The following is a 16,566-nucleotide window of genomic DNA, read 5'->3' as shown; positions in this document are numbered from 1 at the left end:
CGCCGACGAGGCGTGTGGGGTGCCCGGCGACTGCCGGGCACCCCACACGTCGTTTCGGTCGGGCTCAGTTCTCGATCCACAGCTCCTCGGGCAGCGGGGAGCCCAGCGTGTAGAGACGCAGACCGTGGACTTTCTCGCCCATCATCACGGACGGTGCCGATCGGACGTACCAGACGCCCGGGTCGAGTTCGGCGATCCGCCTCTGGACGACGTCGTAGGCCTGCGTGCGTTCGTCGATGGTCTCGGCTGTTCTGCCGGCGTCCAGTGCGTCGTCGAGTTGTGGGTCGGAGACGCCCATGAAGTTGCCGGTCGACTCGGAGTGGAACGCCGTCCAGAGCGCGTAATCCGGGTCCTGGGTGATCGCCGACGAGACCATCATGTCGAAGTCGTGAGCACCGGCCCTCGCGGCACCCGTGGGGAAGTCCACCACCTCGACGTCGACCTCGACATTGTCGTGGGCGTTGAGCTGCGCCTGCAGGGCTTCCGCGGTGGACTGGTTGTCGACACCGGTATAGGTGGTGAAGGTGAACTCGACGGGCTTACCGTCTGCGGCCAGCTCGTCGAACAAGGCCTGGGCGGCCGCCTTGTCCTACTGCGGTAGCGGAATATCCGAATAGAACGGTGAGTTGTCCGGGAACAGGGTTTGCGGCACCTCACCGTCACCGTTGAACACGATGGTGTTGATCATGTCGCGGTCCACGGCCAGCGCTACCGCCCGGCGCGCTCGTTCGTCGTCGAACGGGGCGCGCCGCAGGTTCATTCCCAGGAACTGCCCTCCGCCGGCGGACACGGTGGACACCTGTGCTCCTGAGCTCTGGGCTCTGGGCTCTGGGCTCTGACGACGCTCGACGGATTCGATTCTGCGGACAGGTCGGCGTCGCCGGTGGTGATTGCGTTCACCCGCTGGTTGGTGTCCGCCACCGCGCGGATCGTGATCGCGTCGAGGTAGGGTTTCGGCGCATCCCAATAATCGGGGTTGCGTTCGAGTTCGATCGCGCCTTGCCGCATCCATCGCGTGAGTTCGAACGGTCCGGCACCGACAGGTGCTTCGTCGAATGCTGTCCGGCCGTTCCCGAGCGCGGTCGGTGAGGCGATCCAGTTCATGGATGTGGCCGGCATCCCCTGCGGAAAGCTGGGGTTCGGGTCGTGGAGAACGACCTTCAGTGTGGTCTCGTCCAGCACCTCGGTGGTTGCAACCTGGGAAACCTGGCGGATGGCAGTGGATCCGAGTGCCGGGTCGCGGAGCCGCTCCCAGCTGAACTGGACTGCTGCAGCGTCGAGCGGCGTGCCGTCGGTGAACATCCTCGACGACCTCGGATTCGGGCAGATAGGTTGCTACGGGTCGGACATCGCAACACCCAACATCGATCGACTCGCTTCGGACGGAGTGCGATTCAATCGTTTTCATGTGACGGCACTGTGTTCCCCCACTCGTGCACTCGTGCGGCGATCGTGGGCGGATGCCTACGCAGGAAAGTTCGACGGCGGATGAGAGAGGTGGCGGGAGGCCGTGTTCGAGCGGCAGCTCGCGGCGGGGGTCGTGCCGCAGGGGACGACACTGACCGAGCGGCCGTCGTGGGTGCCCGACTGGGATTCCCTGACCGACGAGGAACGCCGGGTCTATGCGCGGATGCACGAGGTCTGCGCCGGATTCCTCACCCACACCGATGCGCAGATCGGGAGGGTCGTCGACAGTCTCGAAAAGCTCGGCGTCCTCGACAACACACTCATCTTCGTGATGTCGGACAACGGTGCGAGCGCCGAGGGTGAGGTGGGCGGCACTTACAACGAACACCCCTCCACCCATAACATTCGCGACGACGTCTCGGAAAGCGTGGCACTCCTGGATGATTGGGGTGGACTCGACGGATATCCGCACTACGCTTGGGGTTGGGCGTGGGCGGGCAACACACCGTTCCGTCTGTGGAAGCGATACGCCTGGCTCGGTGGCACCCGTGTTCCCATGATCGTGCACTGGCCCAGTGGAATCCGCGATGTCGGTGGGGTTCGTGATCAGTTCGCCCATGCGATCGACATCCTGCCCACGATTCTCGACGCGTGCGGTGTGACGATGCCGGATGCGGTCGGTGGTGTCGACCAGCTCCCGGTCGACGGAGCAAACCTGCTCCAGTCACTCGGAGATGCTGCCTCGCCGTCGCCCCGATCGACCCAGTACTTCGAGATGCTCGGGTCCCGATCGATTTTCGCCGACGGATGGAAGGTCACGACCGACCAGCACTCCGAGGTGGTTCGCGCGCTCGAACGGCAGTGGTTCATCGAGGCCGGCCGCAACAACGTGACTCCGCTCGCCGACAGCCTGCGCGGTCGGGCAGGGGCAATCAGGTCGCGTCAGTACCCGATTCCGTCGAGCCTCACGTTGTATCCGGAAGGCGGACCGGTCTCGGATGATTCATTGCCACGGATGGCGGGCGGTGGCAGGGTCCTCGCAGAGGTGGACGTGCCGGACAGCGAACCCGAGGGAGTTCTGTTCGCGCTCGGTGACTGGACAGGAGGTTTCGCCGGGTTCGTGGACCGAGGCATCCTGACCGTGGTCGCCGCGACACCGGGCGGTGAGATCCGGGCGGTCGCGAACCGTCCACTCAGCGGGGGACGTCACATCCTCGGGTGCGCATTCCGGCTCGCGCCGAACGGGTCGCTGCGGGTGGAAGCACTCATCGATGATGTCGTCGTCGGAGCCGCAGACAGCAACCACGAGTTGCCTCACGCGTGGCAGCACGGCGGTGCGTCGTTGATCCTCGGACACGACAGGGGGCTGGCGGTATGTAAGGGCTACGAACCGCCCTTCGCATGGAACGGTGTGCTCCATCGCGTGACCGTCGAAGCGACTCGAGGCAGGCCGGTGATGGAGGAGGACATCATCCGCGTTGCAATGCAGGTCGATTGACGAACCGACACGGAAGGAACCTCGAATCGCGATCGACACGACCGTCGACGCCGCGTCGGAAATCCACGCGAACGGGGGAGCCGCGGTCCGCAAGGTCGGCCCATCTCGCGGCCGTCATCGACGTGTCACGCTGTCCGAAGACATCTCCTCCGAGGCCGGCACCATCTGACGGACGAGATCCAATACGAGTTCGGTGCGCGCATCGGCATTCCGACCACCGACCACCCGCTCCTGGGCGCAGACGACAGCAAGACCCTGGTCCTCGAAGGAGCCGCGAGCGGTTGGCACACCGACGTCACGTTCGCGGACGGGATCCCGAAGGCCTCGATTCTACCCGGTTCGACTACGCCGCAGCACTCGCACCCGAGAAGTTGAACGGAAACTACCCGAAATCGAAGCAGGACTTCCGCAGTGGGTTCGCGAAGGTGACGTTCGAAACAGAGCACCCGGTGGTCCGTGTGCACCCTGAAACGGGCGAGCGAAGCCTGCTCCTGGGGCACTTCGTTCGTGAGTTCGTGGGTCTGAAAGCAGGGAGTTGCGGCGGACAACCTTGCGGGCGATGCGCCCGTGGATGTGCACGGACACCGAGTCGAGTCCGTAACCGAGATGCCTCGAACTGCTCCGTGATCGACGAAGCCGCACGGCTACCGGGATTCGCGAGCGTGTAGAACTCGACGCGTGTCAGCGCACCAGCTTCCACTTCGTCTCGTGGCGGTAGAACGTCGACCGCTTGAGCGCGCGAGGATTCGGGACACCGTCGCGGGTGAGGAATGCGGAGGGAGAACCGAGCTGCACGGCCCTGCCCGTGAGCCACTTGTAGCCGCCGAACCATCGCGCCCTGTCGACGGCTGCGCGTAGTCCCGGCATCTGTGGCGTCGGCTCGATCCGGATGCCGGGCACCGTGCCCGAGAACAAGCGGGTGTCGTCGACGTAGGCCTCACCCACGAGCGAGTTCTCCTCGCCGCGGACGAGCGCGCGTCCGACGAGGGCCACCCCGGCATCGTCGCGGATGAGCGGGATCGACTTCGCCTCACCTTGGAGGGCGATGGACGCGGCCTTCGATCCGGTGCGTAACCCGTAGGCCTCGGTCGCGGGTGTGCGCGACTCGGGGACGAACGCGACCTCGGTCGCGAGGCGGTCGGTGCGCATCAGCCGGGTCAGTGTCGCCGCGAACGCTGCGTCGTCGCCCACAATGATCAGTCGTGGGTCATCCACCGACTCGGTGTGTGCGAACACATCCTCGAAGTCGTCCTTCTCGGGAATCGCAGGAGCCGACAGCGCGGTCACAGAGGTGAGTGCCAAGGGGAGTGGCACATCGCCGCATCTGAGCACTACCGGGGTCAACTGATCTCCTTGCTGGTCACGATCGGGCGGCCGTCGGTCAAGCGTCCACTGTAATCCGAACCCGTGCCGGTCGTGGGGACCCCGGATCATGGCGGGCCGGACCGAGCATTCGGATACCGGAACCGGACCTTCGCCGAAGGTGGACTACACTGTGGTCCCGGCTGCTGCCCGGATCCGGGCAGGACCCTGCAGGCGAGACCGCCCGCACGAACAACCCTGCCTGAGGAGCGCGAAATGCCGGCAATCGTCCTGATCGGAGCCCAGTGGGGCGATGAGGGCAAAGGCAAAGCAACCGATCTGTTCGGCGGTCGTCTGCAATGGGTCGTGCGTTATCAGGGCGGAAACAACGCCGGCCACACCGTCGTGCTGCCGAACGGCGACAAGTTCGCGTTGCACCTGATCCCGTCGGGCATCCTCACGCCGGGCGTCACGAACGTCATCGGAAACGGTGTTGTCGTCGACCCGGGTGTGCTGCTCGAAGAGCTCGCGGGCCTCGAAGAGCGCGACGTCGATACCTCGCGTCTGCTGCTGTCGGCCGATGCGCACCTGATCATGCCGTACCACGTGGCCATCGATAAGGTCACCGAACGTTTCCTCGGCGCGAAGAAGATCGGCACCACCGGCCGTGGTATCGGCCCGTGCTACCAGGACAAGATTGCGCGTGTCGGCGTCCGTGTCGCCGACGTCCTGGACGAGAAGATCTTCACCCAGAAGGTCGAGGCGGCTCTCGAGTACAAGAACCAGGTGCTCGTCAAGATCTACAACCGCAAGGCCCTGGACCCACAGCAGGTCGTCGACGAGGTCCTCGGCCAGGCCGAAGGATTCAAGCACCGCATCGCCGACACGCGTCTGCAGCTGGGCGAGGCGCTCGATCGCGGCGACACCGTGCTGCTCGAGGGCTCGCAAGGCACGCTGCTCGACGTCGACCACGGCACCTACCCGTACGTGACGTCGTCGAACCCGACCGCCGGCGGTGCTGCCGTGGGGTCCGGTATCGGACCCACGAAGATCACCACGGTCCTGGGCATTCTCAAGGCCTACACCACGCGCGTCGGCTCCGGTCCGTTCCCGACCGAGCTGTTCGACAACCACGGCGAGTACCTCGCCAAGCAGGGCGGCGAGGTCGGCGTGACCACCGGCCGTGCCCGCCGGACGGGCTGGTTCGACGCGGTCATCGCCCGCTACGCCACGCGTGTCAACGGCATCACCGACTACTTCCTCACCAAGCTGGACGTGCTGTCCGGCCTCGACACCGTGCCGATCTGCGTCGGCTACGAGGTCGACGGTGTGCGCGTCGACGACATGCCGATGACGCAGACGGACATCCACCACGCCAAGCCGATCTACGAGGAGATGCCCGGATGGTGGGAGGACATCTCCCACGCCCGCACCTTCGAGGAGCTCCCCAAGAACGCGCAGAACTACGTGCTGCGCCTCGAAGAGCTCTCCGGCGCGTTCATCTCGTGCATCGGTGTCGGGCCGGGCCGCGACGAAACGATCGTCCGGCGCGACATTCTCGCCTGATCGGGGCATTTGCCCGGAAACGCCGAATGCTGGACGCGACCCGGGCGGACGCGCGACAGTGGAGCGCATGGTTCGTACAGCAGAGGTGAATGCAGCGGGGCCGCGTAAGGCGCGTTCGAGAGCTCTCATGGTCGCCGTCACCGCCGCGGGACTGATCGCGGCGGGGCAGGCCACCGCGCACGCTCAACCGGAATCGACACAGCTGGCGCCTGCCTACACGATCGGTCACGGATCCCTCGGGTCGATCGCTGTATGTATCGGCCGGCTCGACGTCGAGGTGTACCCGTCCGAGGACGGCCCCCAGCCGTACGTGGTCCGGCTCGAGAGCAACTTCGTCGGTGTCACACCCGTCTGCTTGGTCGACGGCACGTTCACGTGGCACAACCTCGATACCGGCGCCTCCGGGTCGGACGACTGGGCGCTGTCCGGCTGGGATGGGCCGGAAGCGGGTACCGTGCGCTATTTCGACCCCGGGCCGGGACGCGTCGAGGTCACTATCGCGCCGGCGACACCGCACCTGCCGGGTGGTGGCGAGTTCACGGCGGCCTGAGCACGAATCTTCGAGGGAGGCGCGGAGTCACGGTCGGTCATCGACCCGGTCGTATCTCTCGACGAAGCTCAGGAAGCGCGGGATCACCTGGTCGGGATTCGCCCACAGCAGGTCGTGTCCCACCTCCGGCTGAATCTCGACGTCGGCGGACGGGATGTGCTTGCGGACGCGCGCTGCCTGGATCTCGGGATCGTTGTGATCGTCTCAGCTCCGAACGGGGCCGATAGCGGCGCCGAGACACGGGCCAGTTCGTCGTCGGTGACGGTGCGCTCCCATGGCACGCCCATCCGATACTTCAGTCCGGCCACGATCATCGCGAATTCTTCGTCGGTGTGCTCGTATCTGGGCATCATCCACTGGTTGAACTTTCGGAGCGTCTACGTAAATCTGATACTTCCTGCCACCTACGTGCCAGGCGGTCCAGCTCCACGTTCCTCACGGCTACCCGAGGCATTCTGCGATATCGCGGGCTCGACCGTGTCCCACACCGACGCTTCAGGTGCAGGACGAGACTTCGACTTGTTCACCCCCTCAGCAGAGGTCGGCCTGGGAACACTACAGCGGACACGGCGATGCCGCGGCCTCCCGGGTGTCGGGCCGGTCTTGTCCCGACACTGGCGCACCGGAGCATGCTCGGTGGTCCGGATCTCCAGACTCCCACCACGGGTGCGGACCACAGCACCTCGCCCGAGGAGAGCACGCGAGGACCGTGATCTTCGCTTCCAATTCGCTGCGGAGCTGGGGTGGTGCATTCTCCGCGAGCCGCGCCAGACGGGCGGCCTTGCGATGCAGGAATTGACCTTCGGTCTGCAACCGGGCCAGTTTGATACCGAGGTCGCGATCGTCGTAGGTGTAACCCTGAAAATCGGAGACCAGTCCGTCGTCGGTGTCGGTGGTGATCGCAGCGGCGCCGAGGGTCGACGGTGACCAGTCCACCCCCACCGCCACGGTCGCGGCACTCAGTTCGCTGGTGGGGACGGCTTCGGTGGCGGCGCAGCGCAGCAGCAGACCTCGACCGTCGTGGGTCAGGGTCGGTAGATGCCACGCGGTGATCGGTCGGATCGAACAGTGCATCATTCCTGATCTTGATCCTTGCGGATCACGTCGTGTTCACCGCACGTTGGCATGGACAGGGAACCGTCGCCGTTGCCTTATCGTATTGTCCCGAGGAGAGACACGTGTACCTGTCCCGACGTGCCCTGCTCCGCAGCACGGCCATCGGCCTGCTTGCGGTTCCCGCAGCGGCCTGCTCGTCCACTGGATCCGGATCGGCGGCGGCCTCCTCTCCGGCGCTGGTTCGACAGCGCCCGACACTGACTCACGGCGTCGCGGCCGGTGACGTCCGCGGGGACGGCGCTCTGATCTGGGCGCGCTCGGACAGTCCTGCCACCTTGATCGTGGAGACCGCGAGCACCGACTCGTTCACGAATCCCACCCGGCATGTCGGCGGGCTGCTCACCCCCGACACCGACGGCACCGGTCGACTGCGGCTCACCGGCCTGCCCTCCGGCGAACAGGTGCACTACCGAGTGAGCGTGGAATCCGAGGACGGAGCCACCTCCGAACCCGTCACCGGCATGTTCCGCACCGCACCCAGCGCACCCGGCGACATCCGACTGCAATGGTCGGGCGACACCGCAGGTCAGGGCTTCGGGATCAACCCGGACCTCGGCGGAATGACGATCTTCGACACCATGGCCTCACGCGACCCGCACCTGTTCCTCCACTCCGGCGACGTCGTATACGCAGACGGCCCGCTGGAGGAGACGGTCGAACTGCCGGATGGGCGTATCTGGCGCAACGTGGTCACCGAAGCGAAGAGCGCCGTCGCCCAGACCCTCGACGAATACCGGGGCCAGTACGCCTACAACCTCACGGACGGGAATTATCTCCGGTTCAACTCCTCCGTCGCGCAGATCGTGCAGTGGGACGACCACGAAACCGTCAACAACTGGTATCCGGGAGAGATCCTGGATCTCGAGCAATACAGCGAGAAGAACGTGGATGTGCTTGCGGCGCGCGCCTTCCAGGCCTTCCACGAGTGGAACCCGCTCGATCCGGCCGAAGCCGTCGACGGGCGTGTCCACCGCACCATTCCGTACGGGCCATTGCTGGATGTGTTCGTGCTCGACATGCGCACCTACAAGGACGTCAACGGCGCGAACGTCGGTGCATCGGGGCAGGTGCTCGGTGCCGAACAGACCCGCTGGCTGATCGACGAACTGAGCAGTTCCACGGCCACCTGGAAGATCATTGCCGCGGACCTTCCGATCGGTCTCGTCGTACCCGACGGCGACACCGCGTTCGAGGGTGTCGCGAACGGCGATCCCGGCATGCCCTCGGGTCGTGAATCCGAGATCGCCCAGGTGTTGTCTGCTGTCAAGGCTCGCGGCATCACCGGAACCGTGTGGCTGACCGCCGACGTGCACTACACGGCGGCGCACCACTACTCACCCGCCCGCGCGACATTCACCGACTTCGACGAGTTCTGGGAATTCGTCTCGGGGCCTCTCAATGCGGGAGGCTTCGGCCCCAACGACCTCGACGGTACCTTCGGGCCCGAAGCGGTGTTCGTGCACGCGCCGCCGGAGGCCAACGCGTCGCCGATGGAGGGCTTCCAGCATTTCGGTGAGGTCTTCATCGACGGCGATACTCGTGAAATGCGAGTGGAGCTGCTCGATGCCACCGGAGCTGTCTTGTTCACGCAGGTACTCGCACCACCCGCCTGATCGGCACCCCCGGATGTCCGGCCCATCGACGGGCCGGTCCGGGGACTATCCCGAGGAGCCCCACTGGCCTGTCGTGGAGCAGTCCACTATGCGGGATACTGGACCGGTGATCACACGCGCGATAGGGGCCGGTTCGCTGGTCCGCGACCTCGGAAACTGGCAGGACACCGGTGACGTGCGCCCCGCGTACAGGGCCCTCGCCGACGGCATCCGCCTCCTCGTACACGACGGCCGTGTCCCGCAAGGCGTGGCACTGCCGAGCGAGCGTGAGCTCGCGTCGGCCTTGTCTCTGAGCCGCACCACCGTCACCTCGGCGTATTCGGCGCTGCGTGACGAGGGTTATCTACGCAGCCGGCAAGGTGCGCGCAGCACCGTCGCGATGCCGGCCGGCCGGTCGCTCGGTCGCGATGCGGTCAAGTCGGGGGTGCTCGGAAACGACGCGATCGATATGAGCAACGCGTCGCTCCCGGCTCCGGCTGCAGAGATCGAGGCCGCGTACGAACTGGCCTTGCGGTCGATGTCGACCTACCTGGCGTCGCACGGGATGGAACCGATCGGTGTGATGGCCCTGCGCGAGGTGGTCGCGCGCCGGTATCGCGAACGCGGGCTACCCACCTCACCTGAACAGATCATGGTCACCAGCGGCGCGCAGCACGCGATGAGGCTGCTGCTCGGTGTGCTCACCGATCCGGGCGACCGCGTGATCGTCGACCATCCGACCTACCCCAATGCGCTCGAGGCGATCCGGCGGCACGGTGCCCGGCCGATCCCCGTCGCGGTCCGTCCGGAGGCAGGGTCGTCCGGAGGGTGGGATCTCGGTGCGCTTGCCGGTGCCGCGCGCCAGACTGCCGCACGCACAGCTTTTCTCGTCCCCGATTTCCACAACCCCACCGGTCTGTGTCTGGACGCGGACGGTCGCGGCGAACTCGCGCGCATCATGTACGACGCCCGAATGACTCTGGTGGTGGACGAGACGATGGTGGACCTGTGGCTCGACGCCCCGCCCCCCGCGCCGGTCGCGTCGTTCCGCGCGGGCTCCTCGGTGGTGACCATCGGATCGACCGGTAAATCCCTGTGGGGTGGATTGCGTGTGGGCTGGATCCGGGCCGACCGCGAGTTGATCGCCCGGCTGACCGGAGCCCGGTCGGGCGTGGACCTCGGTACGCCCGTCATGGAACAGTTCGCGGCCGCGCACCTGCTCTCGGATGTCGAGGACCTTCTCGAACAGCGGCGCGCACAACTCCGTGAGCAACGGCAGGCGTTGTGTGAGGCACTCGCCGACCAGCTGCCCGAGTGGCAGTACACCCCGGGGCAAGGTGGGATGTCGCTGTGGGTGCGGATGCGGGAGCCGGTGTCGACCGCGCTCGCTGCCGTTGCGCCCAGCCGCGGTGTATTGCTCGCGGCCGGGCCACGTTTCGGGGTGCAAGGCGCATTCGAACGATTCGTGCGGTTGCCGTACACACAACGCCCCGATGCACTGCGCGGGGCCGTCTCGGCTGTGGCCGACGCGTACACGCAGGTGGCGCAGGGCGGCGACCTGGAGTCGAGGCTCGTCGTCTGACCCGATGTCGTGTTTCGCGGCGGTGCCGACGTCGGCCGGGGCCGACCGGATCTATCTCGGCCGACCTGCCGTGGAGTGTCGGTCGTCGGCGATATCGTGGACACAGGACTCGGACAGGGTCTGTGCTCGACGAAGTGAGGGTCGATCGTGGCCGCGCAGGATCCGCTGCAGACGCAGCGCGACGCCGGACCCGACGTCGCTGCGGAGTTGGCTGCGGCCGGATTCGTCGAGGCCAAGGAGATCGGTCGCGGCGGGTTCGGAATCGTGTACCGCTGCCGGGAGGCCGCGCTGGACCGGATCGTGGCGGTCAAGGTCCTCACTTCCGATCTGGACGTCGACAACCTCGAACGTTTCCTGCGCGAACAGCGCGCGATGGGGCAGCTCTCGGGACACCCGAACATCGTCAACGTGCTGCAGATCGGCACTACCGATTCGGGACGCCCCTTCCTGGTGATGCAATATCACCCCCGCGATTCGCTCGACGCGCTGATCCGCCGGTCAGGCCCGCTGCACTGGCACGACGCGCTCCAACTCGGCGTCAAACTGACCGGTGCCCTGGAGACCGCCCACCGGCTGGGCATCGCGCACCGCGACGTCAAACCCGCCAACATCCTGCTCACCGAATACGGCGAACCACAGCTCACGGATTTCGGGATCGCCCGGATACGAGGGGGATTCGAAACCGCGACCGGTGAAGTCACCGGGTCGCCCGCGTTCACCGCCCCGGAAGTGCTCTCCGGACGTCCCCCGACCCCCTCGTCCGATGTCTACAGCCTTGCGGCGACGATCTTCTGCGCACTCACCGGCCATGCCGCGTTCGAGCGCCGCAGCGGCGAGCGCGTCGTCGCGCAGTTCGTGCGCCTGACGACCCAGCCGATTCCCGACCTGCGGGCCGACGGAGTGCCCGACGAGTTGTGTGCCGCGATCGAGCAGGCGATGTCGGTGGATCCCGACTCCCGCCCGGAGACCGCAGCCGAATTCGGCGAGATCCTGCGTGCTGTGCAGGCCGACCACGGGTTACGAGTCGACGATCTCGCGGTCGCCGGAGCCGAGAACGACTCCGACACGGCTGTGGGCCACACAGCAACGACGGCCGCCACGGGCGGGCGGGTGAGCACGCGGCGCACGAGCATCCGGTCGACCACTCCGCCGGCGCCGGCGACGAGATTCCGCCCACCCGTTCCGTCCAAACGACTCGTCGCACGGTGGTCGCTGCTGAATCTGCTCAGTGAGTCGCACCGCCGCAGGCTCATCGTCGTGCATGCGCCACCCGGCTTCGGGAAGACGATGTTCGCCATCGAATGGCGTTATCAGCTCGACAATCAGGGCGTTGCGGTGGCGTGGCTCAACGTCGACCACGACGACAACAACGTCGTGTGGTTCCTCGCGCACCTCATCGAAGCCATCAGGCAGGTGCGACCGACTCTTGCACAGGAACTGGGACAGGCGCTCGACGAACACGGCGACGACGCCGAACGCTACGTCCTCACTTCCCTGATCGACGAGATCCACTCCGCAGGAGAACGGCTCGTGGTGATCATCGACGACTGGCATCGCGTCACCGACCCGGCGACGATCGCGGCCCTGGCCTTCCTGCTCGACAACGGGTGCCATCACCTCCAGGTCATGGTGGTCGGACGCACCCGTGCCGGACTGCCCGTGAGCCGCATGCGGGTGCTCGACGAGCTCGTCGAGATCGACCACCGCATGCTCACCTTCGACATCGACGAAACCAAGAAATTCCTTGCACGACACATCGGTACGGAGCTGGACGACGACATCGTCGCCGATCTCGTCGCCGCCACCGAAGGCTGGCCCGCCGCCCTGCAACTGGCGTCGGTGTCGCTGCACGGACACGACGATCCCGCGCATCTCGTGGCACACCTGTCGGGCCGGCACCGCGGGATCGGACAGTTCCTCACCGAGAACGTCCTGAGCTTGATCGACGAGGAACTCGTCGACTTCCTGCTCACCGCGGCGGTGACGGAGCAGACGTGCGGGAGCCTGGCCTCGGCGTTGAGCGGGCACGGACACGGACAGGCGATGCTCGAAGACATCGAGGACCGCGACCTGTTCCTGCACCGCGTCGACGAGGAAGGCCGGTGGTTCCGGTTCCAGCCGCTGTTCGCCGAGTTCCTGCGGCAGCGACTCGAACGCGACTTCCCGGAACGGATGCCAGGGCTCCACCGGATCGCTGCGCATTGGTTCGAACAGCATGCGATGACGTTGGAAGCCGTCGACCATGCTCTCGCGGCGGCCGACGACGATTACGCCGTCGACATCGTCGAACGTCACGCGCGGGACCTGCTCGCCGACGGCCGTGCCACCACGCTGCTGGGGTTGGCCGCGAAGCTGCCGCGCGGCGCCGTGGCCGCGCGGCCACGGCTGCAACTGGCCTTGGCGTGGGCAAGCGTCGTCATCCACGACACCGCGCGTGGCCAGCGCGCACTCGCCATGGTCGAACGCGGTCTCGATGCGGACAAGATCACCGGCGACGAGGCCATCGACGTCGCCGTCGAGGTGGAAGTGGTGCGGCGCATCGTCGACGTGCGCCGCGACCGGACCGGCCCGGCCGACGGGCTCGCCGAGCGGCTCTTGGCGCGCGCGGACACACTCGCACCGATCGTCGTGTCGTCGGGCCTCAACGCCGCGACGTTCGATGCTGTCTACCGCGGTGAATTCGACGAGGCACGGAGATTGCAGGATCTCGCTGCTCCGTACCACGATCTCAACGCCGGGCCGTACAACCTGATGCACGGCAACGCCCTCCTCGGACTCGCCGCACTCGAACAACTCGATCTCGATGCGGCAGGCGAACTCCTGCGGGAGGCGTGGCGATTGTCGCGGCTCGGCAGCGGTGCGTACTCGTCGTCGGCGTTGCTCGCCGGATCGGTGCTCGGGGAGTTCCTGTACGAACAGGGAGATCTCGACGAGGCAGAACGGCTACTCGACGACGGTTACGAGCTGGGCGCCGAGGGTGGCGTCGTGGATTTCAAGATCGCTCGATATGTGGTCGGTGCACGGGTGAAGGCGCTGCGTGGCGAGCATGACATTGCGGTGGCTCGATTGGAGGACGGTGCGCGCGCTGCCGAGGCGATGAAACTGGACCGTCTCGCTGCGGCTGTCGAGAACGAACGTGTCCGGCTCGGATTTCCGATCGCACATCCGCGACCGGTGGTCGAATACGGTCGTCCGCGTCCTGAACCGGGAATTGCGTTGCACATCGCCCAGATCGAAGAGGACACCGCGATCCGGTTGCTGCTCGCGGATCCCTCGCCGGAACATCTCGTGCTCGCCCACCGGTGGGCGAGTGAGTGGTTCGTATTTCTGCAGGAGCTCGGATTCCTGCACCGCGCACAGCGTGCCCTCGAACTCGTCGAGGAATGCGAGAAACACGGTGCCACACCAGATCACAAATGATCCGATGCGGCACCGCGTCGCTACAGGCTCCTGATCAGACCCACAGAGTGGTGATGTCGGTGGCCTCGCCCGCCGGCGCAGCCGGCTCGCCCGCCGGAGTGCGGGAGAACCGCGGAGCCGGAGCATGCTGGGTGATGCCCTCGATCTCGATGAGCGACCCGCGCGCCGCGATGTGCTCGTTCGCGGGTGCCTCCGCGAACGTGAGAACGGGGGAGACACACGCGTCGGTGCCCAGGAAGATCGCCGACCACTCGTCGCGCGTCTTCGACAGGAACTTCTCCGTGAACAACTTCTTCATCTCCGGCCACGCCGCAGGATCGTTCTGGGTGGGCAGCTCGGCCGCGTCGAGATCGAGTCCCTTCAGCAGCAGCGCGTAGAACTGCGGCTCGATCGAGCCGACAGCCATGTACTTGCCGTCCTTGGTCTCGTACACCTCGTAATACGGGGCGCCGGTGTCGAGCATGTTCACGCCGCGTTCGTCGGACCACGCGCCGCGGCCGCGGAACGCCCACATCATGTGCGACAGCGCCAGTGCGCCGTCGACCATCGCTGCGTCGACGACCTGACCCTTCCCGGACACACCTCGCTCGACGAGCGCGGAGAGGATACCGAAGATCAGGAACATCGAGCCGCCGCCGAAGTCGCCCACCATGTTCAGCGGCGGCACCGGACGTTCACCCTTACGACCGATTGCGTGCAGCACACCGGTGAGGGAGATGTAGTTGATGTCGTGGCCGGCGGCGTTCGCCAGCGGGCCTTCCTGACCCCAGCCCGTCATCCGGCCGTAGACGATGCGCGGGTTGCGTTCGAGTACCACGTCGGGGCCCAGACCCATGCGCTCGGTGACTCCGGGGCGGAAGCCCTCGATGAGCACGTCGGCGCGCTCGAGCAGCGAGAGCACCTTCTCGATGTCGTCGGGGTTCTTGAGGTCGGCCTCGATGATGCGGCGATTCCGCTGGATCGGGTCGCGCGCGCCCTCCGGCGGGATCCCGCCTGGGCGCTGGACCGTCACGACGTCGGCGCCGAGATCGGCGAGCAGCGTCGCAGCGTGGGGTCCGGGGCCGAGCCCCTTGAACTCGACGACGCGGATACTCGCGAGGGGGCCCTTCTTCTCAACTGCTTCAGCAGACACTCGTCGAACCTCACTCCGGTGCGTAGGGACTATGCAACGGAGAGTACCTTAGCGAGCGTTCAACATATTGCTGTGTCACTGCTCGTACAGGTCGGCCTCGCCGAGTCCGGTCGCCTCGAACGCGTCCTGGAGACTGCCGTGGCGCACGACCGTGACAACCTGGTCCTCGACCACACGGAATGCGATGGCCTCCTCGACCGGGGTGCCGGGGTCGGATGCCCACGTGGACTTCTCTTCGACGACGACGATGCCGTGGTGCACGAACATGCGACCCATCTCGAGCGTGACACCCGACGAGGTAGCCCACTCGCGCAATTCGTCGAGGCCCTGGTCGGGATCATCGTCATCGGTGGGCAACACGATGTCGTCGCTGGACAACTCCACCAGAGTGTCGATGTCGTTACTGTTGACGGCATCGTGCCAGGCCAGAACGGTCGCGATCTCCGAGGTGCTCATGCATCCCAGAGTAGGTCAACGCGGTCGAGGTCAACACGATTGTGACCTGATCTGTTGCCGAGTGAGGTGCGTACGGAGCAGAGTGGGTGCCATGACGATCAGCGGCCAACTCGTGAGCTTCGTGCCGAGCACCGATCTCGATGTCTCGGAAATGTTCTATGTCGATACCCTCGGCTTCCGGAAGATCGATCGGGACAATTTCACGCTGGTGATCGACGGAGGTGAAGGAGCCCCCGTGCGGATCACCCTCGTGCAATCGCGCGGCGAGACCGGATACACCGCCTTGGGCTGGCGGGTGCTCGACCTCGACGAGACCGTCGACCGACTCCGGGCCAAGGGCGTCGACTTCATTCGGTACACAGGCATGGATCAGGACGACCACGACGCATGGACCGCGCCCGACGGGCTGCGGGTCGCGTGGTTCCGCGACCCGCACAGCAACGTGCTCTCGCTCATCGAGAATCACGTCTGACCGAGAATCACGAACGACAAAGCGCTTACGTCAGGAAGCTGCCCTTCACGAACCCGGCGAGCAGCACCGCGAACCCGCCCATCTCGCCGACGATGAGCGCGGCCATCGCGACACCCAGCCCTCGAGTAGGATGTGCGAACTGGTTGGTGGTGTCGCGCAGCACGCCGTGGAGGATGTAACTCGCGATCGCGCCGACGAAGAACACCACGACCACCGCGGCCGCCGTCAGATTCACCCATGTCGGCCATGCGCTGAGCTCCACGAACACAGCGATGAGTAGCGTCGCGAACGCATACATCAACGCCGAGCGGTGCGCGATGTCCACATACGGGTGCGCGAGATGCGTCTCCGACGTCGCCATCTGCCGGTACTTCCACACACCCAACGCCAGAGCGAGCAGGAATATCAGCCCTGCCGCGAGCAACGTCAGTTCTGTATCGACGCCCAAGTTCATCCGGCCAGTATGCGATACG

General features: G+C 66.0%; 14 protein-coding genes and 2 pseudogenes. 8 read left to right on the top strand and 8 right to left on the bottom strand.

The window, feature by feature from the left end; genetic code table 11:
- Window positions 1–64: 64 nt before the first annotated feature.
- Window positions 65–760: pseudogene (locus EV641_RS29985) on the bottom strand (ABC transporter substrate-binding protein).
- The gene (locus EV641_RS29980) at window positions 757–1,302 is read right to left on the bottom strand and encodes an ABC transporter substrate-binding protein (RefSeq protein WP_277874527.1); all 546 of its coding nucleotides are present in this window, start codon (window positions 1,300–1,302) and stop codon (window positions 757–759) included. Before EV641_RS29980 ends, EV641_RS29985 begins: the two are co-directional and overlap by 4 nt.
- Here EV641_RS29980 and EV641_RS29565 point away from each other — a divergent pair.
- Together EV641_RS29565 and EV641_RS25705 are read left to right on the top strand one after the other, a co-directional pair.
- Window positions 1,214–1,492: a sulfatase-like hydrolase/transferase gene (locus EV641_RS29565; RefSeq protein ID WP_241997472.1), complete on the top strand. Its 279-nt coding sequence runs from the start codon at window positions 1,214–1,216 to the stop codon at window positions 1,490–1,492. The two genes, EV641_RS29980 and EV641_RS29565, sit on opposite strands and share 89 nt — an antisense overlap.
- Window positions 1,493–1,510: 18 nt before the next feature.
- Window positions 1,511–2,905: a sulfatase-like hydrolase/transferase gene (locus tag EV641_RS25705; protein ID WP_199233388.1), complete on the top strand. Its 1,395-nt coding sequence runs from the start codon at window positions 1,511–1,513 to the stop codon at window positions 2,903–2,905.
- 114 nt (window positions 2,906–3,019) lie between these two features.
- On the opposite strand, the gene EV641_RS29340 is transcribed toward EV641_RS25705, so the two are convergent.
- Both EV641_RS29340 and EV641_RS25700 read right to left on the bottom strand, forming a co-directional pair.
- Window positions 3,020–3,193 (bottom strand): hypothetical protein, encoded by a 174-nt coding sequence (locus tag EV641_RS29340; protein WP_158289213.1) that lies wholly within the window; start codon window positions 3,191–3,193, stop codon window positions 3,020–3,022.
- 393 nt (window positions 3,194–3,586) lie between these two features.
- The gene (locus EV641_RS25700; RefSeq protein WP_054713766.1) at window positions 3,587–4,237 is read right to left on the bottom strand and encodes a hypothetical protein; all 651 of its coding nucleotides are present in this window, start codon (window positions 4,235–4,237) and stop codon (window positions 3,587–3,589) included.
- 246 nt (window positions 4,238–4,483) lie between these two features.
- Between EV641_RS25700 and EV641_RS25695 the strand changes: the two genes are divergently transcribed.
- Window positions 4,484–5,773, top strand: a complete 1,290-nt coding sequence (locus EV641_RS25695; RefSeq protein ID WP_054713763.1) for an adenylosuccinate synthase — start codon at window positions 4,484–4,486, stop codon at window positions 5,771–5,773.
- A 67-nt stretch (window positions 5,774–5,840) separates the two neighbouring features.
- Window positions 5,841–6,323 carry a hypothetical protein gene (locus EV641_RS25690; protein ID WP_054713778.1) on the top strand — a complete coding sequence of 161 codons (483 nt, stop codon included), beginning with the start codon at window positions 5,841–5,843 and terminating at the stop codon, window positions 6,321–6,323.
- Between the two features lie 404 nt (window positions 6,324–6,727).
- Here EV641_RS25690 and EV641_RS25685 read toward each other — a convergent pair.
- Window positions 6,728–7,382 (bottom strand): annotated as a pseudogene (locus EV641_RS25685) (hypothetical protein); the annotation flags it as partial.
- Window positions 7,383–7,501: 119 nt separating this feature from the next.
- On the opposite strand from EV641_RS25685, the gene EV641_RS25680 reads away from it, so the two are divergent.
- The 3 genes from EV641_RS25680 to EV641_RS25670 all read left to right on the top strand — a co-directional run bounded on the left by EV641_RS25680 (window position 7,502) and on the right by EV641_RS25670 (window position 14,033).
- Window positions 7,502–9,052 (top strand): alkaline phosphatase D family protein, encoded by a 1,551-nt coding sequence (locus EV641_RS25680; RefSeq protein ID WP_132475719.1) that lies wholly within the window; start codon window positions 7,502–7,504, stop codon window positions 9,050–9,052.
- 106 nt (window positions 9,053–9,158) lie between these two features.
- Complete coding sequence (locus EV641_RS25675) at window positions 9,159–10,613, top strand: PLP-dependent aminotransferase family protein (protein WP_054713754.1); 1,455 nt, start codon at window positions 9,159–9,161, stop codon at window positions 10,611–10,613.
- 147 nt (window positions 10,614–10,760) lie between these two features.
- Window positions 10,761–14,033: a serine/threonine-protein kinase gene (locus EV641_RS25670; protein WP_132475716.1), complete on the top strand. Its 3,273-nt coding sequence runs from the start codon at window positions 10,761–10,763 to the stop codon at window positions 14,031–14,033.
- A gap of 34 nt (window positions 14,034–14,067) precedes the next feature.
- On the opposite strand, the gene EV641_RS25665 is transcribed toward EV641_RS25670, so the two are convergent.
- A complete protein-coding gene (locus EV641_RS25665) occupies window positions 14,068–15,165 on the bottom strand; it encodes a CaiB/BaiF CoA-transferase family protein (protein ID WP_132475713.1) in 1,098 nt (365 codons plus the stop codon).
- 75 nt (window positions 15,166–15,240) lie between these two features.
- Window positions 15,241–15,621: a nuclear transport factor 2 family protein gene (locus tag EV641_RS25660; protein ID WP_132475710.1), complete on the bottom strand. Its 381-nt coding sequence runs from the start codon at window positions 15,619–15,621 to the stop codon at window positions 15,241–15,243.
- A gap of 91 nt (window positions 15,622–15,712) precedes the next feature.
- Between EV641_RS25660 and EV641_RS25655 the strand changes: the two genes are divergently transcribed.
- A complete protein-coding gene (locus EV641_RS25655; RefSeq protein WP_054718184.1) occupies window positions 15,713–16,093 on the top strand; it encodes a VOC family protein in 381 nt (126 codons plus the stop codon).
- Window positions 16,094–16,118: 25 nt separating this feature from the next.
- Here the strand turns inward: EV641_RS25655 and EV641_RS25650 are convergent, their stop codons facing one another.
- Entirely contained in the window at window positions 16,119–16,547 is a 429-nt protein-coding gene (locus tag EV641_RS25650; RefSeq protein WP_054718178.1) for a hypothetical protein, read from the bottom strand.
- Window positions 16,548–16,566 lie beyond the last annotated feature (19 nt).

This window comes from Rhodococcus sp. SMB37 (genome assembly GCF_004345605.1).
GTDB lineage: Bacteria > Actinomycetota > Actinomycetes > Mycobacteriales > Mycobacteriaceae > Rhodococcus.
The sequence above is the reverse complement of the archived record's forward strand: the minus strand, read 5'-3'. Positions and strand labels throughout refer to the sequence as shown.